The 22,441-nt window shown below is 62.7% G+C and carries 19 protein-coding genes and 1 tRNA gene; 9 read left to right on the forward strand and 11 right to left on the reverse strand.

Annotated features, from left to right (window positions below; genetic code table 11):
* Positions 1 to 34: 34 nt before the first annotated feature.
* The 4 genes from cas2 to H163_RS0121050 all read right to left on the reverse strand — a co-directional run bounded on the left by cas2 (position 35) and on the right by H163_RS0121050 (position 4,764).
* Positions 35 to 361 carry a CRISPR-associated endonuclease Cas2 gene (cas2, locus tag H163_RS0121035; RefSeq protein WP_019966596.1) on the reverse strand — a complete coding sequence of 109 codons (327 nt, stop codon included), beginning with the start codon at positions 359 to 361 and terminating at the stop codon, positions 35 to 37.
* Positions 358 to 1,257 carry a type II CRISPR-associated endonuclease Cas1 gene (cas1, locus tag H163_RS0121040; protein ID WP_026356147.1) on the reverse strand — a complete coding sequence of 300 codons (900 nt, stop codon included), beginning with the start codon at positions 1,255 to 1,257 and terminating at the stop codon, positions 358 to 360. The genes cas2 and cas1 overlap by 4 nt, the downstream gene beginning before the upstream one ends.
* Positions 1,233 to 4,352 (reverse strand): type II CRISPR RNA-guided endonuclease Cas9, encoded by a 3,120-nt coding sequence (gene cas9, locus H163_RS0121045; protein WP_019966598.1) that lies wholly within the window; start codon positions 4,350 to 4,352, stop codon positions 1,233 to 1,235. The genes cas1 and cas9 overlap by 25 nt, the downstream gene beginning before the upstream one ends.
* 324 nt (positions 4,353 to 4,676) lie before the next feature.
* A tRNA-Leu gene (locus H163_RS0121050) sits at positions 4,677 to 4,764 on the reverse strand.
* A 559-nt stretch (positions 4,765 to 5,323) separates the two neighbouring features.
* On the opposite strand from H163_RS0121050, the gene map reads away from it, so the two are divergent.
* Both map and radC read left to right on the forward strand, forming a co-directional pair.
* Entirely contained in the window at positions 5,324 to 6,157 is an 834-nt protein-coding gene (gene map, locus H163_RS0121055) for a type I methionyl aminopeptidase (RefSeq protein ID WP_019966599.1), read from the forward strand.
* A 59-nt stretch (positions 6,158 to 6,216) separates the two neighbouring features.
* Positions 6,217 to 6,969 (forward strand): RadC family protein, encoded by a 753-nt coding sequence (gene radC / locus H163_RS0121060; protein WP_019966600.1) that lies wholly within the window; start codon positions 6,217 to 6,219, stop codon positions 6,967 to 6,969.
* A 12-nt stretch (positions 6,970 to 6,981) separates the two neighbouring features.
* On the opposite strand, the gene H163_RS23385 is transcribed toward radC, so the two are convergent.
* Positions 6,982 to 7,848: a hypothetical protein gene (locus H163_RS23385; RefSeq protein WP_019966601.1), complete on the reverse strand. Its 867-nt coding sequence runs from the start codon at positions 7,846 to 7,848 to the stop codon at positions 6,982 to 6,984.
* A 456-nt stretch (positions 7,849 to 8,304) separates the two neighbouring features.
* On the opposite strand from H163_RS23385, the gene H163_RS0121070 reads away from it, so the two are divergent.
* On the forward strand, positions 8,305 to 10,506 hold the full coding sequence (locus H163_RS0121070) for a putative bifunctional diguanylate cyclase/phosphodiesterase (RefSeq protein ID WP_208975459.1): 2,202 nt from the start codon (positions 8,305 to 8,307) through the stop codon (positions 10,504 to 10,506).
* Positions 10,507 to 10,518: 12 nt separating this feature from the next.
* Here the strand turns inward: H163_RS0121070 and cueR are convergent, their stop codons facing one another.
* From cueR to ppdK, 3 genes are read right to left on the reverse strand one after another with little or no spacing between them, the layout of a single operon-like run.
* Entirely contained in the window at positions 10,519 to 10,920 is a 402-nt protein-coding gene (cueR, locus tag H163_RS0121075; RefSeq protein WP_019966603.1) for a Cu(I)-responsive transcriptional regulator, read from the reverse strand.
* A 1-nt stretch (position 10,921) separates the two neighbouring features.
* Positions 10,922 to 11,884, reverse strand: coding sequence for an ArgK/MeaB family GTPase (locus tag H163_RS0121080; RefSeq protein ID WP_019966604.1), 963 nt, complete (start codon positions 11,882 to 11,884; stop codon positions 10,922 to 10,924).
* A 3-nt stretch (positions 11,885 to 11,887) separates the two neighbouring features.
* Complete coding sequence (gene ppdK / locus H163_RS0121085) at positions 11,888 to 14,551, reverse strand: pyruvate, phosphate dikinase (protein ID WP_019966605.1); 2,664 nt, start codon at positions 14,549 to 14,551, stop codon at positions 11,888 to 11,890.
* A 355-nt stretch (positions 14,552 to 14,906) separates the two neighbouring features.
* Here ppdK and H163_RS0121090 point away from each other — a divergent pair, with 355 nt between their 5' ends.
* Entirely contained in the window at positions 14,907 to 16,700 is a 1,794-nt protein-coding gene (locus tag H163_RS0121090; protein ID WP_019966606.1) for a tetratricopeptide repeat protein, read from the forward strand.
* A gap of 7 nt (positions 16,701 to 16,707) precedes the next feature.
* Complete coding sequence (locus H163_RS0121095; RefSeq protein WP_019966607.1) at positions 16,708 to 17,619, forward strand: 4-(cytidine 5'-diphospho)-2-C-methyl-D-erythritol kinase; 912 nt, start codon at positions 16,708 to 16,710, stop codon at positions 17,617 to 17,619.
* 3 nt (positions 17,620 to 17,622) lie between these two features.
* On the opposite strand, the gene H163_RS0121100 is transcribed toward H163_RS0121095, so the two are convergent.
* Positions 17,623 to 18,558 carry a polyprenyl synthetase family protein gene (locus tag H163_RS0121100; RefSeq protein WP_081626080.1) on the reverse strand — a complete coding sequence of 312 codons (936 nt, stop codon included), beginning with the start codon at positions 18,556 to 18,558 and terminating at the stop codon, positions 17,623 to 17,625.
* Positions 18,559 to 18,805: 247 nt separating this feature from the next.
* Between H163_RS0121100 and H163_RS0121105 the strand changes: the two genes are divergently transcribed.
* The 3 genes from H163_RS0121105 to H163_RS23390 all read left to right on the forward strand — a co-directional run bounded on the left by H163_RS0121105 (position 18,806) and on the right by H163_RS23390 (position 20,367).
* Positions 18,806 to 19,039, forward strand: coding sequence for a putative signal transducing protein (locus tag H163_RS0121105; protein ID WP_019966609.1), 234 nt, complete (start codon positions 18,806 to 18,808; stop codon positions 19,037 to 19,039).
* Position 19,040: 1 nt separating this feature from the next.
* Entirely contained in the window at positions 19,041 to 19,889 is an 849-nt protein-coding gene (locus H163_RS0121110) for a tRNA1(Val) (adenine(37)-N6)-methyltransferase (RefSeq protein ID WP_208975460.1), read from the forward strand.
* Between the two features lie 145 nt (positions 19,890 to 20,034).
* Positions 20,035 to 20,367, forward strand: coding sequence for a hypothetical protein (locus H163_RS23390; RefSeq protein ID WP_019966611.1), 333 nt, complete (start codon positions 20,035 to 20,037; stop codon positions 20,365 to 20,367).
* Positions 20,368 to 20,454: 87 nt separating this feature from the next.
* Here the strand turns inward: H163_RS23390 and H163_RS0121120 are convergent, their stop codons facing one another.
* Both H163_RS0121120 and H163_RS0121125 read right to left on the reverse strand, forming a co-directional pair.
* Positions 20,455 to 20,727 carry an usg protein gene (locus tag H163_RS0121120; protein ID WP_019966612.1) on the reverse strand — a complete coding sequence of 91 codons (273 nt, stop codon included), beginning with the start codon at positions 20,725 to 20,727 and terminating at the stop codon, positions 20,455 to 20,457.
* Between the two features lie 110 nt (positions 20,728 to 20,837).
* Positions 20,838 to 21,221 (reverse strand): c-type cytochrome, encoded by a 384-nt coding sequence (locus tag H163_RS0121125; protein ID WP_019966613.1) that lies wholly within the window; start codon positions 21,219 to 21,221, stop codon positions 20,838 to 20,840.
* A 270-nt stretch (positions 21,222 to 21,491) separates the two neighbouring features.
* On the opposite strand from H163_RS0121125, the gene H163_RS0121130 reads away from it, so the two are divergent.
* Positions 21,492 to 22,439: an AAA family ATPase gene (locus tag H163_RS0121130; RefSeq protein WP_019966614.1), complete on the forward strand. Its 948-nt coding sequence runs from the start codon at positions 21,492 to 21,494 to the stop codon at positions 22,437 to 22,439.
* Positions 22,440 to 22,441: the final 2 nt, after the last annotated feature.

A 22,441-nucleotide genomic window follows, 5' to 3' on the forward strand; every position in this document is an offset into this window, starting at 1 on the left:
GTTGAGATAAAAGGCTCCCAGGGCGGAGAGGAAATCAGAGGAGAACAAGTTGTTCACTCGCCTTGCGCTCGGTTTTAGTTGATTCGCCAACAAGCAGTTTCATTCGGGCATATTGCTTGTCCGTGATCTGCAGCGTACGCACACTGCCCTTCGGAGGCAGGTTGGATTTGATGCGCTTGAGGTGCTTTTCCACACCTTCTTCCGCGCGGCAAATCCGCGCGTAAACCGAGAACTGGATCATCAGAAAGCCATCCCGTTTCAGAAAATTCCGGAAGCGTGTCGCATTGCCGCGCTCCTTTTTTGTCGTGACCGGCAGATCGAAGAACACCATAAGCCACATGAACCGGATGTCCTTGTTCATTGGCGAGAGCAGACCGAGAGTTTGGGCAGGTCCAGCAAGTCTGCGGAGCCATGTTCCAGTGCCTGCACCAGGCTTTGCGCGGCGATCTCAGTGGCATTCAGGAGGCTCATTTTACCACCCGTCATCACGACATCAATCAGAGGCAGGCCACCAAGCTTTTGCCGGTCTTGCCGTGTCAACTCGTCGCTTGTGTCCCGATCCTGGCAGATGCCCGCAACAGTCAAATCGACGAGTGGGCGGAAAGGCTCAATCAGGTCATCAACCAGATTGAACGCATTTGCCTGACTTGCGTGGTGCAGTCCGAGGGCGGGGATAAGTCCAGTTGCGGCAATCGCACGAGCCAGACATCCGCGCACCACCGCATAGCCATAGTTCAAGGTCTTGTTGCGCAGATCCGTTTCGTCCCCGCGCGAAAAGTTGAGAAACAGGCGCTGCCAGTAAGCGCGTGCAGCCTGTGCCTCAATGTTGTCCGGATCGCCGGACCGGACACGGTTCGCCGTTCCGGTCAGGGGCGGCCCCACGCGTTCGAGGCTCTCAAGGACCGCGGCCTGATTGATGATCTTGCGGTAAATGATCCGCTGCCAGAGACGCTTCTTGAGCGGCGCTCCGGCCGCGACCTGAAGCTCGGTCATGGCCGCCTGCTTGTGGTGCGGGTGATAGGGCAGCGTCACCGCGCTTGGCATATGCTGCCGGTCGCTCGTCAAAACGACAGCCCCCGCTTCCGCGAGTGCGGCGAGCAGGGCAACGCTGAGTGTGGTCTGGTGATTGTCGATGATCACCCAGGCGATATCCTCTATGGCCAACCGTGTTTCGCCGTCTTCCTGTGACACGACAAGCTGGGCCGCCGCCAAAGATAACCGCGCCGGATTTGTCAGATGCACGCCCTTCCACGCCATGTCCGGATCTCCTTTCCGACCGCGTGTTTTTGCCCAAGGCGGTCGACATGATATTTTTCGATCCTCAACAGCGTGCGAGCACCGATACCACGTTCAATTTGCTGAGGTGCCGTATGGTGTGCCAAGGAAATGGCACCGGTCGACCGGTCAAGTCCTTTGAAATACCCCTCAACGACCTCGCCGGTGGGACGAACGACAGTCAACAGACTGTTTTGGAGAATGGAGAAACAGAACTCATAACTTTGATCCATAATCGGCCAAGAGCTTTCTGGCGTATTGGCCTGAACCGCGCTGTTAGGGGGGCCGTCCATTCCGCCGCCCTTTGATCGAAAGAAATCATTCCGATAAATCGGTACTAAGAAATACTGAGTCTTGCCCTGAGTGTTTGCCTTGGCAAATACGTCGACCCGAATCATTTCGGAGCGGTCGGCGGATCCACCCCGGACGGCCACGGCCTTCTTGGCGCGTGAAAGAAGCTTGACCTTCCTGACTGGGTCACCCTTTGGGGACAAAGGCAGGGCGTCTTTGGGCTTACCGGCCTCAATCCAACTCTTCAGGCTATCGAGCAACTGATCGCGCAGTTTCCCCGGATCGACAATCTTGCCATAGGGTTTTGGGACAGGGATACGGTCGAGGTCGCCAATCTTGAGCTCCTCAATCGCCTTGCGTTCAAAGACCTTGGCTTCACCGTCGATCTCGCGGATCTGTCGAATTGTCGCATCGTGGCCTTTTCCACGTATCCGGCCGCTTTCCGGCCGCGACACAAACACTGCCTGGACGACGGCTGCAACTTCGTTCCGGAACTCGGCGGGCGTTCCCCAAGGCGCAGGCAGACCACGCAGTTCGAATTTCTCTCCCTTGATCTCCGCTGCCTTTGCCAGCGCGGTGGCTCGCTGCAGCAGGCTTTCGCTGCACAGGGCCGTCACTATGGCGTCAAGTGCATGGTGACGGTCGTCTTCAAGACGTTCGCCATGCGCGCCCTTCTTCAGGCTTTCCAAGCCCCAGGCACGCCGCAACGCTGCCGTGAGTGCACCCGGTCTGGCAAAGATCCTGCGTTCGCCCCCGGTTTCCCGGGCAAGGTTTGGAAAGGCGTCTTTCAGGTGTGCAAGAACCACCTTCAACGCGAAACGCGTGTCATTCAGGTTCCGGCTTCTGAAAGCTTCTTCCCGGTCTGAGGCGTTACGGATCAGGTAGTTGCGCTTTTTCAGGCCTTTCAGGGCCTTGTTGCTCTCGACCTCAGCCTGGAAACGCTCCCAGTCGTCTGACTGTTCCGCCGATTTCCACTCGTAGGGCGTCCGGTTCTTTTTGTCTGCGTTCGCCTTCGTGAAGCACAGGGTCTTGTTCACAAAACTGTCGTCGCCGAACCGGCTCCAAGGCAGAATGTGATCGATTTGAACGGCGTTGTCGGTGGCGAGCACTGCTTGAAGCGGAATTGCCTTGCCCGAGTAAAGGCACCGCCCATTCTGTTCCTTCCAAAGTTCATAGCGCAGAATATCTTCGCTTCGAAGTGTCGACGCGGTCTTGCCGAGGTGGTCCGCCAGTTCTTCTGCGGCCCTGTGCCGCTCGTCGGTCCGCTTGTTGATGCCGTTCTCTATCTTGCGCCGCTCTTCGCTGCTTTTTCCAACGTCCCGCGCCATCTCCACATGAACACGGTCGAATGGACCGAACGCTTGGGAGACTGCCTTAATCTGCTTGAGGATTTCCCGGGCCGCCTTCTGGGCGACAGGCGAGCCAATTGCCGAAAGATCCATGACGCTTTGTTCGCTGTGGCTCCAGCCAAGCTCTGCGCAGGCGTCCGAATAAACCAGGCCACGTCCCATTGGCTCGCACAGGGCCCGGGCGGCGGCTGCAGACAAGGCTGCAGTGCCTTTGAAGGTGTCGAAAGCGCCCTGACGCGCCGCCTCGAGCAAGGCGGAAACCGCCTCCGCAGGCAGACCAGAGGCTTGAAGCCCAGTCTCGATGTCGCCAAGGTCCTCGTTGAAGGCAATCGCCGCCGTTGCCTCGTCAAGGGGAGTTCCCCTTTCCAGGAGCCCAAAAGCTTCAATCTCGCCAATCGCCGGGATCAACACATCCAGCAGTGTTTTTGTGCCCTCAAGCGCCGCTCCGGTTCGCCGGGCGATATCCCTTTTTTCGATATCCGGACCCACGCCATCAAAACGGTCAGCCTCCACCAACCCGAGCTTTGTCCGCAATGCCTTGAAAGTCAGGCTTTTGGTGCGCGCATAGCCGGAAAGCGCCTTTGTGATCTCATCGGGCGTGAGAGCACGTCGGCCATCGGCCGTAACCAGCCGCAGATTTGTCAGCCGGGAGAGCAATCGAAACCGTTCGAAGGACGGCGCAAAGACGCTTGCACGCTTGTGACCGGGAAGGAACGGGCAATCGCCCACCATCCCGAGGCTGCCTTGCAACGGTTTCTGAGAAAAGGCCAACTCCGAAAAGGTGGCCTCCAGTTCATCTGACGTATGAGGATTGCCGTGCCGCCTTTGTGCCGCAAACAGTTTGCGGACCTCTGCTTCCTGGTCCGCGCGCAGGATCGACCGGGTATAGTCTCCGTCACGATTGCGCTTGCGGTCGATGAATGTGTCATCACGGGCGAACATTTCGCCCACGGTCCGCCACCTTTGTGACTTCTCCCGCGTGGCTTCTATGCTGGCCAGAACCTTTTGGTTTTCACTGGCCTTGTTCGACTCGGTTCCCTTGCGATTGGATCGGAAGCCACGGTGACGGGCGATGTGCCCCAGTGCCAGCGCCCACTCCCGGGAGGTCAGCTTCCGATCAAGCCCCTCGGCCCGGAGGGACCAGGGGTCCTTGTCTCCGGCTTCGGCCGCCAAAGCACCTCGATCACCTGACGGCAGAAGGCCTGACGCGTGAAACAGTTTCCTGATGTCCGCCATGCGCTTGGCGCGCCTGCGTATGGTTCGCCTCTGACCCCGGAAGAGACGGCGATCGGCATTTTTGAGTTTGGGGCCACTCTTGGTCGCTTCCTCGGGTGAATCGAACATCCGCGTACCTGCGGCAACTATTCGTTGGCTCTCAAGGTCGACAACTGCCCAGCCAATGCTGGAGATACCGCCATCGATGCCGAGAATGCGCATGATTGAAACTCCAAAAAATACACGTAGGAGCCATGCTATTCGGTTGACATGCCAAATCAATCGGTTAATCGTGAGCTCAGGGAAATCGGTAGGAAAGCCACGGCAAGTGGTTTAATCACCATTGAAGGTTCACACCCCGCTCGGCTTGCCGGGCGGGGTGTTCCTGTTTGTTTTGCGGCATGGATATATTTGGTGAGCATTGTAGGTTTCTGGTGCATTCGGAGCAGATATGCAGTCAGCCCCAGTCAGCGGCCCGCCGGGCAGGCAAACGGATCGGGACGGAGAACTGGCGGCGGTATTCAGAGGATGGTGGCTGATGCAGCCTGGTGCGGACGACGGGACTCGAACCCGTAAGCCGTTTGAGGGCGGCGGATTTTAAGTCCGCTGTGGCTACCAGTTTCACCACGTCCGCATGTCTGGGCCGGAGCTTGGGGCGCGCCCTTTGGGCGTGCCTTGTCCGGTTGCTGCAAGCTCACCCGAGGAGCAAGAACAAGAGGCCGGGGAGGATGTCTCCAGCGCGGGGTATGAGGTAGCGGCAGCGGCGCCCGTCTGCAAGTGCAAATTGGGGCGGACAGGCAGGCCCTTGCCAGGCGGGCGGGCAGGCCGTTCCCGGGCCGAAGCAGAGCCGGCTGCTGCTCATGTTCTGCGTGCTGGCCGGGCCAAGGGTGGTTTCCGGCTCATCTCCGGCTGTCGAAACAGCCTTCTGCTCTCCTTTTCCCCCGCCTCCCCCAGCCTGCGGCAGGAAAATTCTTCTGCGGGGGCTGACACATCTTTCCTTGCAAGCCGGGGCCGCTCATATTAGGCGACAGAACAGACAGGCGAGCCCCATGACAACAGGCAGCATGCCGCCCCGGTCAGGTGCCCCGCGCCAGAGCACCACGGCCTTGCGCGCCAGGGCCACAAAGTCCCATGCGCAGCGGGTTCTTGACCTTCGGCACAGGGCGGAGACGAATCGGATCAGAACGGAACCCATGGTCACCTATATCGACGCAGCCACCGCCCCGCTCAAGAACACCGGCCAGGTGCGGCTCTATTCGCCGGAAGACTTCAAGGCCATGCACAAGGCCGGTCAGGTGACCGCCGAGTGCCTCGACGGCCTTGCAGATCTGGTGAAGCCCGGCGTGACCACGCAGGAGCTGGATGATTTCGTCTACCGCTTCGGCCGCGACAAGGGCGTGCTGCCGGCGACGCTCTATTACCGGGGCTACACCAAGGCGAGCTGCACCTCGATCAACCATGTGGTCTGCCACGGCATCCCCAATGACAAGCCGCTGCGCGAGGGCGATATCGTCAACATCGACGTGACCTTCGTGGTCGATGGCTGGTATGGCGACAGCAGCCGCATGTATCCCGTGGGCGAGTTGAAGCGCTCGGCAGAACGGCTGATCGAGGTGACCTACGAGTCGCTGCTGCTGGGCATCGAGGCCGCCCGCCCCGGCAACACCACAGGTGATATCGGCTATGCCATCCAGACCTTCGTGGAAAAGGAGCGCTGCTCCGTGGTGCGCGATTTCTGCGGCCATGGTGTCGGCCAGCTGTTCCACGACACGCCCAACATCCTGCACTATGGCCGCAAGGGCGAGGGCATCGAGCTGAAGCCCGGCATGATCTTCACCATCGAGCCGATGGTAAACCTCGGCAAGCCGCAGGTGAAGGTGCTGAGCGACGGCTGGACGGCTGTCACCCGTGACCGCTCGCTCTCGGCCCAGTTCGAGCATGCAATCGGCATCACCGACACGGGCTGCGAGATCTTCACGCTCTCGCCGAAGGGCCTGCACCGTCCCGGCTTCGACAAGGCCGCCTGACCAGGCAGCCTCACCTCCCGCAAGTACCCTCTTCAGCTCTTCTGACCACGGAAACCGGCATGCCGAAGGACGACACGGGCGACAAGGACACGGCCAGCAGGATGGGCGAGGCGCAGGGCGGCTTTTCGGAGCGCACTCCCGCCCCGCATTACACCGGCCACCGGGAGCGGCTGCGCGACCGGTTCCGCCAGCACGGAGCCGAGGGCTTCGCCGACTACGAGCTGCTGGAGCTATTCCTCTTCCTTGCCATCCCACGCGGCGACACCAAGCCGCTGGCGAAAGCCCTGCTGCAGCGCTTCGGCAGCTTCACCAATGTGATTGCCGCCTCCCCGGCCCGCATTCAGGAGGTGGCGGGCGCGGGCGAGAAAGTGGCCGATGCGCTGAAGCTGATGCAGGCCTGCGCCACCCGTTATGCAAGGGGCGAGATCGTCGACCGCGAGCCGCTGTCTTCCTGGTCCAAGGTCGTCACCTATGTGCGCGCCGCCAGCGGCCATGCGGACCGGGAGGAATTCCGCATTCTCTTCCTCGACAAGAAGAACGGCCTCATCGCCGACGAGGTGCAGCAGCGCGGCACGGTGGACCATACGCCGGTCTATCCGCGTGAGGTGATCCGCCGGGCGCTGGAGCTTTCGGCCACGGCCATCATTCTGGTCCACAATCACCCGAGCGGCGACCCGACGCCCTCGCGCGCCGACATCCAGATGACGAAGCAGATCATCGACATCGCCAAGCCTCTGGGCATCGAGGTGCATGATCACATCATCGTCGCCCGCGGCTCGGAAATCAGCTTCCGCGGCCTGCAGCTGATCTGAGGGCTGTTCCGCTCAGGCTGATCCGGCCTCACGTTCATGTGCCCTGTGCGCGGCTTCGCATAGCCAGCCCCAGAACATCAGATACCAGTCGCGCACGCCGGTGAGGAAAGCAGGCGTCAGCTGCAGCTCACCCTGATCGCGCCGCTGCACCAGCCATCCGGCGGCCTCCGCCTTGTTGATGACATTGCGCACATGGGAATGGGAGATGCCCAGCTGTGCGGCAGCCTGCCGGGCGGCGAAGGGCAGCCAGGGCGTTTGCTCCCGCGCGCCATAGTGGGCCTTCAGCAGGATCAGCGCCAGCCGGTCGCCGCAGTCGAACCGGTCGAACCAGGGCCAGGCACCCTCGCCCGCCAGCGATTCCCGGGTCAGGCGCACCATGTCGTAGGTCTCGGCGACAAAGCGCAGGCCGTAGACGGGATCGGCATGCAGGCGCTGATGAAGGTCCGGTTCCGGCAGCAGCAGCCCGGCCACTTCGGCACAGGCCAGATGATGCGACAGCCAGGTCCTGAGGCCGTTCAGCATCAGCTCGGTCGGCTCCAGCCGCTTTTCGCGCCGGTTGCCGGAGACTTCAACCGCCCGCACGTAACCGGCCAGCTTCAGCAGGCCGATGAAGCTCGCCAGCGTGCGGCTGCGGCCCATCTGCTGCTGCAGGATGGACAGCGTTGCGGCCTCCCCCTCCCCCAGCTGCGCCCGGCAATGGAGGATCGCCAGCAAACCTGCAGCATGGGACTGAAGGCTCTTGCCAAACACCTTGTTGATCAGCCTTTCGCCCATGTGCATGGGCAGGATGTTCTCCGCGCAGCGCAAGATTGCAGCCGCATAGGCCTTTTCATCCATATGCTGCGGCCAGCTCCCGCGTGTTTGCGCAACCTGATCCATGCGGCCTCCCGTTTCAGCGGCAGATTATTACCAAGTCCGTGCGGCGTCAGGGCATTTCCGTTACGTGATGCTTCGGCATCGAACGCTTTGGTATAACAGGTCGGGCTTTCAGGAAAAGATCCCGGATGCTCCGGTTCCGCAGCTATCTGCAGGAATGCGGGTTTGCCGCCGGGCATATGGACCTGCAGATGCTTGGCCGCAGAACATTACGTAGCGTCAATATTATTTATCCGCGGCGCTGCAAAACGATCGGCAGACTGCCCGGCAGGCCCATTCTTCCATTCAGACTTACAATTTCCTCTTCGTGAACTGGCCTTAACCAAATCCATCCGCCATTCCTTAAGTCTTTTCCCGGAGTGTAATTTTCAGAAGCCGGGGGCAGATCACATGGATCAAGGCATAGGGACGCAGGGAGGAAAGATAGCAAACACGATCATCATTCCGGTGATTGGCGTCATGCTGCTTGCTGTCCTGTTTGTCTTCGCAATTCTCATCTGGTCCTCGTCCCTGACCGATAGTGCCGCAGAAGACAGCGAGCGCAGTCTGATCGAGGGCTCTCTGGCGATGCAACTGGACCAGTTGAGCAGCCAGCAGGAAGCTGCCGCGGTCTGGGATGATGCCTATTTCCGGGCAAAGCGCGGTTCGGAAGAAGCCGCCTGGCTGCTGCACCAGGTCGCCATTTCACTTGCGAACGTGCATGGCCATACGAAGACGGTGATCCTGAACCGCGATCTGGAGGCCATCGTCGCCTATGATAGCGACGGCGCCATCAACTGGCTCGACGGAACATTGCTCAATGCGCTGCGCAGACCGGTGGCCAATGTCCGCGACAGCTACATCTCAAGCTTCCGCAAAACACCTTCGGGCGCCTACCGCTTTCAGCCGGACTACCGCGCCAATCACCGCACCATCTTCGAGAATGGCGTCGTCATGGCAGGCGGGCGCCCGCATTACTTCAGCGTGACCGCAATCTCTCCGCAGACCCACAACGCGGGCGCAGAGCGCGAAGATCCTGCGGTGCTGGTGAGTTTTGTCGCCATGACTCCCTCGGTCCTCGGGCGCCTCTCCGGAATGGCAGGGATTTCCGGGATTGAAGCAGGACCTGTTCAAAAGGGCCGAAGAGACCTCGCCTCCATCCTCGTGCTGGACCCTTCGGGCGAGCCGGTGACGCGCCTCAACTGGCGCTCGTCCCGCCCGGGATCGCTGATGCTCATGCGCATTCTGCCGGTGCTGGTCCTCCTCGTCCTGGCCATTGCCGCCATGACCGCCCTTCTGCTGAACTACGCAAGGCAGTCGACACGCAAGCTCGCCAACAGCGAAGCGCGGGCCATTTATGCAGCTCAACATGACAGCCTGTCCGGCTTGCCGAACCGCGACTATTTCAACCGTATGCTGGTGGAAGCGCTCGCAAATGCTCAGGACGAGCGCAATGGCAAAGATCTGACGGCTGTCATCTACATCGATCTCGATCACTTCAAGGACATCAACGACACGCTGGGCCATGCGGCCGGCGATGAAGTCATCAAGGCCGTGACAGCGCGCCTCCGCACCATCGTGCCGCCCACGGGCATGCTGGCACGTATTTCAGGCGATGAATTCGCGATGATCCTGTCGGGCTGCCGCTCGCGCTCCCTCATCGAATATCAGCTGAGCCATATTCAGGACGAGCTGAGCCGCCCGCTGCGGGTCGCCGGAAACGAGCTCTATGTCAGCCTGTCCATGGGAGCAGCCATTGCCCCGCAGGACGGCACCACCGCAGGAGAGCTGCTGCGCAAGGCGGACATCGCGCTTTACGATGCCAAGGCCAATGGGCGGCGCCGCTGGTCTTTCTTCGATCCGTCCATGGAAGAGCACGTCCACACCCGCGACAAGATCGCCCGCGATCTGCGCCGGGCCATCGACAATGACCTGCTTTCGGTCGCCTATCAGCCGCAGTTGGACAGCCGCACCGGCAGGGTCGCCGCCGTGGAAACACTCGTGCGCTGGACGCATCCGGAACACGGACCTGTCAGCCCGGCCATTTTCGTGCCTATCGCCGAAGAGACAGGCCTGATCAACGATCTGGGGCTCTGGGTGCTGCGCCGGGCATGTCAGGATGCCCATCACTGGCCGGACATCACTGTTTCGGTCAATATCTCGCCAACCCAGTTCCGCCATCCGCGCTTCATCGACCAGGTCATCGAGACGCTCACCGCCTATGACATGGCGCCCGCGCGCCTGGAGATCGAGGTGACGGAATCCGTCTTCGCCGGCAAGGACGACACCGTGCTGACCGCCATGAAACGGCTGAAGGAACTGGGCCTCAAGATCGCGCTGGATGACTTCGGCTCGGGCTATTCCAGCCTCAGCTACCTGCGCCGCTTCCCCTTCGACATTCTGAAGATCGACCGGGACTTCATCTCCCCGGTGGACGAGAGCCCGCAGGCTCAGGCGATCGTGCGAACCATCATCGATCTGGGCGCCGCCCTCGGCATGACCGTGGTGGCCGAAGGCATCGAAACGGCACCGCAGGTGCAGTTTCTCACCAGCGCCGGCTGCGAGCGAATGCAGGGCTATTACATCGGCCGCCCTGCCCCGGTGGAAACCGTCTCTGCCCTCATCCAGAGCATCAGCCTTGACCCGATGATCCTGCGCACAGCGAGCCGTCTCGCCGGTTGAAGATGGCGTGGCTCAATGTCCTGACAGCCCTTCGATGATGGCGCAGTCCGGGCAGCTGTCGCCCCGGCAGGCCTCGACCATGGCGGTGAGATCGTCGCGCAGATCCATGAGCTGACGGATCTTGGTTTCCAGTTCCGCCAGATGCGCCTCGGCCACAGCCTTCACACGGGCGCTGCTCCGGTGCGGGTTCTGGCGCAGCTCCAGCAGGCTGCGGCAATCCTCGATGGAAAAGCCGAGGCTGCGGGCCCGCTTGAGAAACTGCAGCCGCTCCACATCCGCAGGCGAATAGGCACGGTAGCCATTGTCCTGCCGCAGCGGGCGCACCAGCCCGATGTCCTCGTAATAGCGCAGCGTCTTGGCCGGAAATCCCGTCAGTTCCGAGACTTCACCAATGCTGCTGCCGGCCTCTGTCATGTCAGGTCTCCGTTGCAGCCTCGTCCGGCACCACCTTGACCACCAGACGGCGGTCCGCCAGCCGCATGGCGGCGAAGGGGCCACCCGCTGCGCGGATCAGCGCAGCCGGGGCGAGAAGATGGCTTCCGGCCTGACCATAGCGGGTCTTCAGATAGTCCGCCACCCAGGCCTCCTGACGCTGGGCAAAGCGTTGCGCCGCAAGCCCGCCTGCGTGCAGAAAGGCCCGATGGGCGGCAATGGCCTGATGCAGCGCCTCAAGACCGCTGCTGTCCTGCGCGCTGACAGCCAGAACCGGCACCTGCCAGCCCTCGCGGTCCCTCTCGCTCAGGGACAGGGCGCCCTTCACATCCGCCACGGCACGGGCCGCATAGGCGCCCATGTCGGCCTTGGTCACGACGATGATGTCGGGCAGCTCCATGACGCCGGCCTTCATGAACTGCAGGCTGTCGCCGGAGCCCGGCTGAATGCAGAGGACCAGCGTATCAACCGCAATCGCCACATCCGCTTCCGACTGGCCGATGCCGACGGATTCAACGATCACCGCCTCGCGTGCCGCCCGCATGACGGCAATGGCCGCCAGCGCATGATCCGAAAGACCGCCCAGCCGGTCGCGCGCTGCCATGGAGCGGATGAAGATGCCCGCATCCTCAGGGTCTGCCGTCAGCCGTGTCCGGTCGCCCAGCAGCGCCCCGCCCGAGCGGCGGGAGGACGGGTCCACGGCAATCACGCCGGTGGTCTTTCCCGCGCCCCGCAGCGCCTTCAGCAGGCTGTTGGTGAGCGTGGATTTGCCCGCCCCCGGCGGCCCGGTCAGACCCAGCACATGGCCCGCCCCCTCCCGGCAGGCCGCATCCAGAAAGGCATCCACCTCCGCCTGCCCGTGGCCGGTCTCGATCCGGGTCAGCGCCCGGGCAAGGGCGAGCTTGCCCCCTGCCCTGAGCGCAGCGATGGCCTCACTGCCCGCCATGCCTCATGTCCGGCGCAGATAGGACTGCGCTGCCGCAAGCCGGGCAATGGGCACGCGGAAGGGCGAGCAGGACACATAGTCGAGGCCGACGCTTTCGCAGAAGGCAATCGAGGCCGGGTCACCGCCATGTTCGCCGCAGATGCCGAGCTTGATGTCCGGACGCACCGCCCTGCCCCGTTCGGCGGCGATGGAGATCAGCTCGCCGACGCCATCCCTGTCAATGGAAACGAACGGATCCTGCTCGATGATGCCCTTGAGCTGATAGGTGCCGAGGAAGGACGCCGCATCATCACGGGAAATGCCGAAGGTGGTCTGCGTCAGGTCATTGGTGCCGAAGGAGAAAAACTCCGCCGTGGCGGCAATGTCGCCAGCGCGCAGGGCGGCTCGCGGCAGTTCCACCATGGTGCCGACCTGATAGGACACGGCAACGCCGGTTTCCTTCGCCACGGCCTCCGCCATGGCGTCGATGCGCCCGCGCACGAGGTCCAGCTCCGCCTTCAGGCCCACGAGCGGCACCATGATCTCCGGCACCACCGGTGCGCCGGTACGCTTGCCTGCCTCGACCGCCGCCTCGAAGATGGCGCGGGCCTGCATCTCCGCGATCTCCGGATAGGAGACCAGCAGGCGGCAGCCGCGATGGCCGAGCATTGGGTTGAACTCTTCGAGGTCCAGCGCCCGTTCGCGCAGCTTCTCCGCGTCAATCCCCATGGCAGCGGCGACTTCAGCAATCTCCTCATCGGACTTCGGCAGGAACTCGTGCAGCGGCGGATCCAGCAGGCGGATCGTCACCGGCAGGCCATGCATGATCTCGAACAGCTGCACGAAGTCATCCCGCTGCATCGGCAGCAGTTTGCCCAGCGCCGCGCGGCGGCCTTCTTCCGCCGAAGCAAGGATCATCTCTCGCACGGCAATGATGCGGTCCCCGTCGAAGAACATGTGTTCGGTGCGGCAAAGGCCGATGCCTTCCGCCCCGAACTGCCGGGCGGCCCGTGCATCCGCCGGCGTTTCGGCATTGGTGCGCACCTTCATGCGCCGCACCTCGTCGGCCCAGCCCATCAGCGTGGCAAAGTCGCCGGAAAGCGCGGGCTGCAGCATCGCCACCTCGCCCACCAGAACCTGACCGGTTGCCCCGTCGATGGTGATCACGTCGCCCTTGGCAAGCGAACGCCCGCCCGCCGTAAGGGTGCCATTGCGGTAATCGATGCGGAGCGCACCGGCGCCGGAGACGCAGGGCTTGCCCATGCCGCGCGCCACCACGGCGGCATGGCTCGTCATGCCGCCACGGCTGGTCAGAATGCCTTCCGCAGCATGCATGCCGTGGATGTCTTCCGGGCTGGTCTCGACGCGCACCAGAATGACCTTGCGGCCGGCTGCCTTGGCCTCTTCTGCCTCTTCCGAGGTAAAGACAATGGCCCCGCAGGCAGCTCCGGGTGAAGCCGGAAGACCGGTAACGAGGATATCGCGCTTTGCCGCCGGATCGATCGCCGGATGCAGCAGCTGATCGAGCGCCTGCGGCTCGACCCGCAGCACCGCCTCCTCGCGGCTGAGCAGCCCTTCGTCCGCCATGTCGACGGCGATCTTCAGCGCCGCCTTGGCCGTGCGCTTGCCCGAGCGGGTCTGCAGCATCCACAGCTTGCCGCGCTCGATGGTGAACTCGAGATCCTGCATGTCGCGGTAATGGGCTTCCAGCCGGTCGCAGATGGTCTGGAACTCGGCAAAGGCCTCCGGCATCAGCACCTCCAGAGAAGGCCGTTCGGACCCTGCTTCAAGCCTTGCCTTCTCGGTGATGTCCTGGGGCGTGCGGATGCCCGCCACCACGTCCTCGCCCTGTGCATTGACCAGAAACTCGCCATAGAGCGCCTTCTCGCCCGTGGACGGGTTGCGGGTGAAGGCAACGCCCGTGGCGGAAGTCTCGCCCATGTTGCCGAAGACCATGGCCTGCACATTCACCGCCGTGCCCCAGTCGGCCGGAATGTCATGGAGGCGGCGGTAGGTCTGGGCGCGGGCGGTCATCCAGGACTCGAACACTGCGCTGATAGCTCCCCACAGCTGATCCATCGGATCCTGCGGGAACGGCCGCTCCAGCTCTTCTTCCACCAGCGTCTTGTAGCGCTCGACAATGCCGATCAGCTCTTCGGTGGAGAGATCCGTATCCAGCGAGTGCCCGGCCTCATCCTTCACCTCATCGAGGATTTCCTCGAAGGCGTGGTGATCAAGGCCCATCACCACATCGCCATACATCTGGATGAAGCGGCGGTAGCTGTCATAGGCAAAGCGGCGGTCACCTGCGGCCCGTCCGATGGCTTCAACCGTCACGTCATTGAGACCGAGGTTGAGCACCGTGTCCATCATGCCGGGCATGGACACTCTTGCACCGGAGCGGACAGACACGAGCAGCGGGTTCTGCGCATCGCCGAAACGGCGGCCGGTCAGTTCCCCGGCTGCGGCAAGGGCCAGCTCCACCTGCTGGGCCAGATCGTCCGGATAGGTTTTGCCCTTGTCGTAATACCAGGTGCAGACCTCAGTGGTGATGGTAAAGCCAGGTGGCACCGGCAAACCCAGATTGCTCATTTCGGCAAGGTTGGCCCCCTTGCCGCCGAGCAGGGTCTTCAGGCCAGCGTTTCCTTCTGCAGTTCCGTTGCCAAACCCATACACCCACTTGGCCATTCTCTTTCTCCCACATTGCGTCCCGCCACCGGGCTGCCTCCTCCGGCGGAAAGCTGAACGCTGACCTTGCGCCCGTTATTCCTGCAATGCCGGACTTGGGCGCACAAGGTTTTTTTGCACCGCAACGCAAAGCACCCGTTGAACGCCGCTTGGCAATTGGCCGAAGGTCGAATGCGGCAAGACGTCTGACAATCATCAGGCTGGCATCGCAAAGCTTTGTGATAAATGTGATCAGGTGATGCCACCAAAGGCGGGGCTCCGGCTTGCCCCGGCGCCACAAAGCCGCCATCGTATCATGAAGATGTGGGTTCACATGGAATCACGATGGCGCAAACCATCGGTCCTGAGAGGTAAGATGACGACGTTGACCGACGTTCCGGCGCAGAAGCGCAAGATTTCCGCAGGCCTCTGCAGCCGCCTGCTGCTTGGCGCGGCGCTTCTGATGGTTCCGGTGCAGGTGCAGGCCTCCTCTGGAGAGACCGCTGCAACACAGCCGCAATATGGCACCCCTCAGGATCTTCCCGTCACTCAGGCCGGCAGCTACCTGGCTGCGCGCCTTGCCGCCCGCTGGAACGATTTTCCCTCGGCTGCCGCCTTTTTTGAAGAAGCGCTCGGCACCGATCCGGAGAATGGCCTTCTTGTCGAGCGTGCCTTCATGTTGCGCATGGCCAGTGGCGACTTTGAGGACGCACGTATTCTGGCCGAGGACATGCATGCCCTCAAGATCCGCAATTTCCTCGCCAGCCTGCTGAAAAGCCTTGATCTGGCGCGCGACGGCAGCTTCCGCGAAGCATCCCAGACGCTCGAAAGCGATGGCGGCGGTCCGCTTGCAGATCTCACCGCAGGTGTTTCCAGGGCCTGGTTCGACCTTGGAGCAGGCGACCTGAAAAAGGCGCTTGCAGGTCTTGATGCCCTGAAGGGCCCCGACTGGTTCGATGTCTTCAAGCATAACCATGCCGCCCTGATGGCACAGCAGGCCGGACGCATGGACATTGCCCTGACGCGGATCAAGCAAGCCTATGACGCCGACCGCGGAGCGCTGAAGGTTGCCGACACCTATGCCATTCTGCTTGCCTCGGCCGGCAAGAAGAAAGAGGCCCTTGCCGTTCTGGACCAGTATGATCAGCTGATCCCCAGCCATCCCATCCTCTCCCAGACCAGGGCCCGGATCGAGAAGGGTGAGAAGTTTGGCCCGGTTGTCGCAGATCCTCTGATGGGAATTGCTGAGCTTCTGAGCGGCCTCGGTTCGGCTATCGGCAATGACGGCGCAGAAGAACTGGGCGCCGCCCTGCTCAATCTTTCGCTGGATCTCAACGGAGAAGCCGATTTTGCAGCCCTCGCTCTTGGCGGGCTGTACAACCGGCTGAATGCACCGGACCGGGCCATCACCGCTCTGGAGCGGGTGCCGGAGAGTTCACCGCTGAAACGGGACGCGGAGATCCAGATCGGCCTCAACTTCAACGCCCTCGACAAGGTGGATGAAGCTCGCCAGCATCTGCAGGCCCTCATCGACAAGGATCCGTCTGACCTTGAGGCGATCATTGCACTCGGCAATGTTCTGCGCTCCCGCGAGATGTTTGCAGAGGCTGAGGTGGTTTACACCAAGGGCATCGACACGGTGGACAAGCCGCAGCCGGAGCACTGGGGCCTTTATTACAACCGCGGCATTTGCCGCGAGCGGCTGAAGAAGTGGAACGAGGCTGAGGTAGACCTGCGCACGGCGCTGGAGCTTTACCCCGAACAGCCGCAGGTGCTGAATTATCTGGGCTATTCGCTCATTGATCAGGGCATGAAGCTCGATGAAGCGATGCAGATGATCCAGACGGCCGTTCGCCTGCGCCCCAGCGACGGCTACATCGTCGACAGCCTGGGCTGGGCCTATTACAAGCTCGGCCGCTACGAGGAAGCGACGCGGGAACTGGAGCGTGCGGTCCAGCTGCGCCCGGCCGATCCGGTGATCAACGACCATCTGGGCGATGCCTACTGGAAGGTAGGGCGCCGTCTGGAGGCCCGGTTCCAGTGGAACCATGCCCGCGACCTCAACCCGACGCCGGAAGATCTTGTGAAGATCCTCAACAAGATCGAAAACGGCCTGCCCGACACCCCTGCGGCCGTCGAAGCCAGCGCCCCGCCGAAGAACGGCGGCTGATCCGGCCATGAGGGGGAACGGAACATCATCCGGCGCGGACACCGCGCCGGTTTTTTCCTGCCAGGCCAGAGCCAAGATCAATCTGGCCCTGCACATCACGGGGCGGCGGGAAGACGGCTATCACCTGCTGGACAGCTTCACCCTCTTCGCTGAAACGGGTGACAGGCTGAGCCTGCGGGCTGCGGCAAGCTCTTCCTTCACCGTCTCCGGCCCCTTTGCCGCAGCGCTTGAGGGCGGCGGCCCGGCGGACAGCAATCTCGTATTGCGAGCCATTGCCGCGCTGCAGAAGGAGTACGGCCAGTCTCTGCCGCCCTTTGCCGTGCATCTGGAAAAGAACCTGCCGGTTGCCTCAGGCATTGGAGGCGGGTCGGCGGATGCGGCAGCTGCTCTGAGACTGGTCCTGGAGGCCACAGGCCTCGCGGTGCCTTCGGATGCGTTGCAGTCCATCGCGCTGGACCTCGGGGCGGACGTGCCTGTCTGCCTGGCCGGGCGGCCGGCCCGCATGTCCGGCATCGGCGAAACCCTTGCCCCGCTGCCCCCCCTGCCCCACTGCGGCCTGGTGCTGGTCAATCCGGGCGTGGCGGTCAGCACGCCCGCCGTATTCCGCGCGCTTGAATGCCGCGACAATCCGCCCCTGCCCGCCATGCCAGAGGAATTCTCCAGCCGCGAAAATCTCATCTGCTGGCTGAAGGAGACCCGCAACGACATGCAGGCCTCAGCCATTGGCCTGTCACCGGTCATTGCGGACGTGCTGGCTGCGCTGGAGGCTCACCCGGCGGCGGAGTTCTGCCGCATGTCCGGCTCCGGCGCCACGTGCTTTGCGCTCTGCGCACCGGAAGCAGCAGCCGGATTGGCGGACGCCTTGCGTGCGCAGCATCCGGGATGGTGGGTTGAAGCGGGCGAAGTGAGCTGCGGGTGAGCTTCAGCTCACCCGGGCAATGCAGAATTCGACGGCTTCGCGCAGGGCTTCCGTCAGCGGGCTCTGCGGCAGTTCATCGAGGGCAGCCATGGCGCTGGCGCCATACTGGCGGGCGCGGACAATGGTTTCCTCGATAGCGCCGTGACGGCGCATCAGGGCAATGGCTTCCTCAAGATCGCCGTCGCGGATGTCACCCTCTTCCAGGCAGCGCTTCCAGAAGGCGCGCTCACTGTCCGTGCCGCGCTCCAGAGATACGACGACCGGCAGCGTGATCTTGCCCTCGCGGAAATCGTCGCCGACCTGCTTGCCGAGATCGGCACTCGATCCGCCGTAATCCAGCGCATCATCCACGAGCTGGAAGGCAAGGCCGAGATCCATGCCATAGCGGCGGGCGGCCGCACGCTGGGCCCCTTCGACACCGGCGATCACAGGCCCGACTTCGGCAGCAGCGGCAAAGAGCGCAGCGGTCTTCGCCTCGATCACCTTGAGATACTGTGCCTCATTGGTGGAAATGTCCTTGGCCGCACCCAGCTGCATCACCTCGCCCTCGGCGATGATGGCAGAGGCTTCGGCGAGAATGCGCAGGGCCTCCAGCGAGCCAACGTCCACCATCATCTTGAAGGCCTGGCCGAGCAGATAGTCGCCGACGAGAACGCTGGCCTGATTTCCCCAGAGCTTGCGCGCCGCCAGCTTGCCCCGGCGCATGTCGCTCTCGTCCACCACGTCGTCATGCAGCAGCGTCGCCGTGTGCATGAACTCGACGCTGGCCGCGAGGATGACATGGCCCGTGCCGCGGTAGCCGAACATGTCCGCCATGGCGAGGGTCAGCATGGGCCGCAGGCGCTTGCCGCCCGAGTCGATCAGGTGCTTGGCAATCTCGGGGATAAGCTCGACATTCGAGCCCGCCTTGGACAGGATCAGATCGTTGACCTGCCCCATGCCGCCTGCCGTCAGATCGACGAGCGGCTGGATTGCGGGCTTGGCTTTCTTCAATTCGGGTGCGGAAGCGGCGACGGCTGCCAAAACACTCTCCCAAGGCTGGTTTTGGCGGACAATAGGTCGGCAAGCGTCCCCCCGCAAGGGATCAATCGTTTGACAAGGCAGTGAACAGTGTTGTTCACCACCGGAAAAGACGCATAAACCATATGTCTGCACTGCGCTCTATTCAGAGAGGAAAACCGGGATCATGGAAGAACTGCTGAAGACCAATGATCTGGTTCTCATTTCAGCTGTGGGAGCGATGTTTGACGAGGCCGGGATCGCGCATTTTGTCGCGGATGCCAACATGAGCATTCTGGAAGGTTCGCTCGCGATGATTCCCCGGCGAATCCTTGTCCCTGCCGATCAGATCACCGCTGCCCGCCACCTGCTGCGCGAGGCAGGCCTTGGCCATGAGCTGACGCCGGATGAAGGACGCTGACGTGACCAGCCCCGTCCCTTCTGCCCCCGTCCCTCTTGCCCCTGGCCTTGCCGCCCTTGAGCTGCCGGAAGGCGCTGCCACCACACGCGACGCCTTTCTGGGCGGGCTTGTCACCGTCGAGCAACCCGCAAAGGGTTTCCACCGGGCGGGCCTTGATGCGGTCTATCTGGCAGCAGCTCTGCCCGATGGCACAAAAGGCCATGTGGTGGATCTGGGTGCGGGCGTCGGCACGGCGGGTTTCTGTGCGGCAGCGCGCCTGCCGGATATTCGCGTCACCCTGGTGGAGATCGATCCGCTGGCCGCCCTTCTGGCCCGGCGCGGACTGGCTGATTCCCTCAATGGCGCCTTTGCGTCCCGCGTCAGCGTGCTGGAGGCAGATATCACCGCCAAGGGTTCCCAGCGCCATGCGGCGGGGCTCACCCCTTGCATGGCTGATCACGTGATCATGAACCCGCCCTATTACCAGCCGGGCCAGTTCCGGGCCTCGCCCTCGGGCGAGCGGGCCAGCGCCCATGTGCTGGACGAGCGCGGACTGGAGCCCTGGGCGAAGACGGCAACGGATATCCTGCGCGAAGGCGGTACACTTACCGTCATCTTCCGGGCCGATGGCTTGCAGGAACTGCTGGATGTGTTTCAGGGCCGGTTCGGCGCCATCGACATCATCCCCCTGCGCCCACGCGCCGATGCAGCCGCAACCCGCATCCTGTTGCGCGCCATCCGCGCCAGCAAGGCCCCCTTGCGGCTCATGCCGGGCTTTGTCCTCCATGAAGGTGATGGCTCGGATTTCCTGCCGGAAGCCCGAGCCGTCATGCGCGACGGCAAGGGGCTCGGGATACAGCCAAGGCCCTGAAACGCCCTGACCGGCAGATTTGGGGTCAAGTTCTCCATCCGCCGGAATCTCCCGGTAGATCTCGTGACAAGGATGCTTCACCAGCGCCCGGCAGGGATGGCGAAGCAGACCGGAGCTCATGAGAAATACCAGGGAGTAGAAGCTCATGTCTGAACTTGATCCGCTTACCCAGGCCCGCCAGCACATCGAGAAGCACCTCATCCTGAGGGCCTCGGCCGATGCCGCCTTCCGCGAGTTGCTGAAGAGCAACCCGCATGCGGCCATCAAGGAACTGATCGGCAATGATCCGATCCCGTCCTACAAGATCACCGTCGTCGAGGAAGCGCCGGGCGAAGTCGTCCTCGTGCTGCCGCGCTCCATCGGGCAGGACGAACTGCCGGACGAGCTGCTGGACTTTGCCTCGGGCGGCACCAGTTTCTCGGCCTTCATTCTCTACGGCCCCCCGTATACGAACGGCGGCGGCTGCAAGAAGAAGTGATGAAGCCCCGATTGGGTTAGACTCCACCTTCGAGAAGGTCCACGGCAGGGGAGAAGCCTGCCGTGGAAAAGGCAGGGGCGGCCGTCCTCAATGGATCAGGAACTCGCCCTTGGCATAGCGTACATCGCGCGGGCCGATCAGATCCTGATGCGCCAGACGCACCGAGTGGATGAAGGCCTGAATTTCCCGCTCCCAGAAGGCCAGGAACCGGCGCAGTTCCGGAAAATTCGGGGCCTTGTCCTCGGTTTGCCAGAGGAAACTCTGCAGCAGAGCTGGATGATCCGGCATCCTGTAGAGGATTTCAGCCGTCAGCAGCCCGTAGCCTGCCATCTGCTTGCGGAAGTCTTCGCTTGTGCCCATGGAACACCTCATGCCTTGACAAAACCACGGCAAAAGTGTCGCGCCAGCGAAGTAAACGCGCAATTAAAAATACGTCTTCGCATTATTTTTCAATATGTTAGCAGCCGACTTTAGTGAGTGCTGCCAGCGCCGCCTTTGCTCTGAATGCTCTTCAGATAGGCAATGAAAGATGACACATCCTGCCCTTCCAGCGCCACTTCCGGCATGTCCGGATGGCCTGTGACGATGCCCTCGGCCAGGCTTTCCGCCAGATCCTCGACCGGATAGCGCTGGCCCAGATCCCGGAACGCCGGAGCATCTGCATTGGGCGAGGCATCATCCACACCAACGGCATGGCAGGCCGCGCAAGCCTCCTTGGCGATCAGCTTGCCGCGCTCCACCTGCACCGCCTCTGCAAGTGTACCCTGCGCCTGCACCGCACCAGCGCCCGGTGCAGCGAACAGAATCACCACCACGGCCGCAGCGCGCAGCCCTCGCGTGAAAAGCATTGCCATGTCCCTCTCCCTCAAGGTTTCTGCAGGTCCGCCGCTGCATACCCCGCAGACCGTCCACCCTCAGCCTTCCTTTTGCGTGCCAGCCCCCCTTCCGCTTCGCAAGTCCGTCAAAACCCGCAGCCTCCGGAGAAATGCTGCTTCAGCATGATCCATTCTGGCCATGAATTGCGGCAAAGGGGCTATGCCTTGCCGCTGGCGCCTATATGTTAGGGACTAAAGACAAGAGTTCCGGCCTTCAGGCCGAGCCGCACGTTCCGGGAGCCCTTCCGCATGACCACCGCCCGCACGCCCCTTCCCGAAAGCATCGACGGCACGCTCGCGCTGCTGGATCAGGGCGGCTATGTCGCCGGCCGTGATCTGGCAACCGTGCTGCATCTGGCGCTGCGCATGAAGCGGCCGCTGTTTCTGGAAGGCGAGGCCGGCGTCGGCAAGACGGAGATTGCCAAGGTACTGGCCGCCACGCTGGGCCGCAACCTCATCCGCCTGCAATGCTACGAAGGCCTCGACATCGCCTCTGCCGTCTATGAGTGGAACTATGCCGCACAGATGGTGGAGATCCGCATTGCGGAAGCGGCCGGAGACACGGACCATGCGGACCTCTCCCGCTCCATCTTCAGCGAGCGTTTCCTGATCAAGCGCCCGGTGCTTCAGGCGCTGGAGCCCTCGCTCTCCGGCCCGCCGGTGTTCCTGATCGACGAGCTGGACCGCGCTGACGAAGCCTTTGAGGCCTTCCTGCTGGAGGTGCTGGCCGACAATCAGGTGACCGTGCCGGAGCTCGGCACCATCAAGGCGGAGGAGCCGCCCGTGGTGATCATCACCACCAACCGGACCCGCGAAATCCACGATGCCCTCAAGCGCCGCTGCCTCTATCACTGGGTCGATTATCCGGATGCAGAACGGGAACTGGCGATCGTGCGGCGGAAGGTGCCGGGCGCGCCGGAGCGGCTGACGGCTGAAATCGTCGCCTTCGTCCAGCGCCTGCGCGCCACCGAAGACCTGTTCAAGCAGCCGGGCGTTGCCGAAACCCTCGACTGGGCCACCGCCCTGACCGAGCTGAACGAACTGGCGCTGGACCCGGACATGGCCAGTGACACGCTGGGCGTCCTGCTGAAGTATCAGGACGACATCGAGCGGGTGCGAGGCTCGAAGCTGCGGCAGATGGTGGAGGAAATCCGCAATACCCTGCCCTCCGCCCCGGCCGCCATGCCGAACGTCTGAGC

The sequence above is a fragment of the Pannonibacter phragmitetus DSM 14782 genome (genome assembly GCF_000382365.1).
GTDB classification, from domain to species: Bacteria; Pseudomonadota; Alphaproteobacteria; order Rhizobiales; family Stappiaceae; genus Pannonibacter; species Pannonibacter phragmitetus.

What these genes read in the sequence shown, in the direction of transcription:
- cas2 (WP_019966596.1), bottom strand. Translation starts at nt 361, where the DNA reads ATGAACAAGGACATCCGGTTCATGTGGCTTATGGTGTTCTTCGATCTG.
- cas1 (WP_026356147.1), bottom strand. Translation starts at nt 1,257, where the DNA reads ATGGCGTGGAAGGGCGTGCATCTGACAAATCCGGCGCGGTTATCTTTG.
- cas9 (WP_019966598.1), bottom strand. Translation starts at nt 4,352, where the DNA reads ATGCGCATTCTCGGCATCGATGGCGGTATCTCCAGCATTGGCTGGGCA.
- map (WP_019966599.1), top strand. Translation starts at nt 5,324, where the DNA reads ATGGTCACCTATATCGACGCAGCCACCGCCCCGCTCAAGAACACCGGC.
- radC (WP_019966600.1), top strand. Translation starts at nt 6,217, where the DNA reads ATGCCGAAGGACGACACGGGCGACAAGGACACGGCCAGCAGGATGGGC.
- H163_RS23385 (WP_019966601.1), bottom strand. Translation starts at nt 7,848, where the DNA reads ATGGATCAGGTTGCGCAAACACGCGGGAGCTGGCCGCAGCATATGGAT.
- H163_RS0121070 (WP_208975459.1), top strand. Translation starts at nt 8,305, where the DNA reads ATGCTGCTTGCTGTCCTGTTTGTCTTCGCAATTCTCATCTGGTCCTCG.
- cueR (WP_019966603.1), bottom strand. Translation starts at nt 10,920, where the DNA reads ATGACAGAGGCCGGCAGCAGCATTGGTGAAGTCTCGGAACTGACGGGA.
- H163_RS0121080 (WP_019966604.1), bottom strand. Translation starts at nt 11,884, where the DNA reads ATGGCGGGCAGTGAGGCCATCGCTGCGCTCAGGGCAGGGGGCAAGCTC.
- ppdK (WP_019966605.1), bottom strand. Translation starts at nt 14,551, where the DNA reads ATGGCCAAGTGGGTGTATGGGTTTGGCAACGGAACTGCAGAAGGAAAC.
- H163_RS0121090 (WP_019966606.1), top strand. Translation starts at nt 14,907, where the DNA reads ATGACGACGTTGACCGACGTTCCGGCGCAGAAGCGCAAGATTTCCGCA.
- H163_RS0121095 (WP_019966607.1), top strand. Translation starts at nt 16,708, where the DNA reads ATGAGGGGGAACGGAACATCATCCGGCGCGGACACCGCGCCGGTTTTT.
- H163_RS0121100 (WP_081626080.1), bottom strand. Translation starts at nt 18,558, where the DNA reads ATGGGGCAGGTCAACGATCTGATCCTGTCCAAGGCGGGCTCGAATGTC.
- H163_RS0121105 (WP_019966609.1), top strand. Translation starts at nt 18,806, where the DNA reads ATGGAAGAACTGCTGAAGACCAATGATCTGGTTCTCATTTCAGCTGTG.
- H163_RS23390 (WP_019966611.1), top strand. Translation starts at nt 20,035, where the DNA reads ATGTCTGAACTTGATCCGCTTACCCAGGCCCGCCAGCACATCGAGAAG.
- H163_RS0121120 (WP_019966612.1), bottom strand. Translation starts at nt 20,727, where the DNA reads ATGGGCACAAGCGAAGACTTCCGCAAGCAGATGGCAGGCTACGGGCTG.
- H163_RS0121125 (WP_019966613.1), bottom strand. Translation starts at nt 21,221, where the DNA reads ATGGCAATGCTTTTCACGCGAGGGCTGCGCGCTGCGGCCGTGGTGGTG.
- H163_RS0121130 (WP_019966614.1), top strand. Translation starts at nt 21,492, where the DNA reads ATGACCACCGCCCGCACGCCCCTTCCCGAAAGCATCGACGGCACGCTC.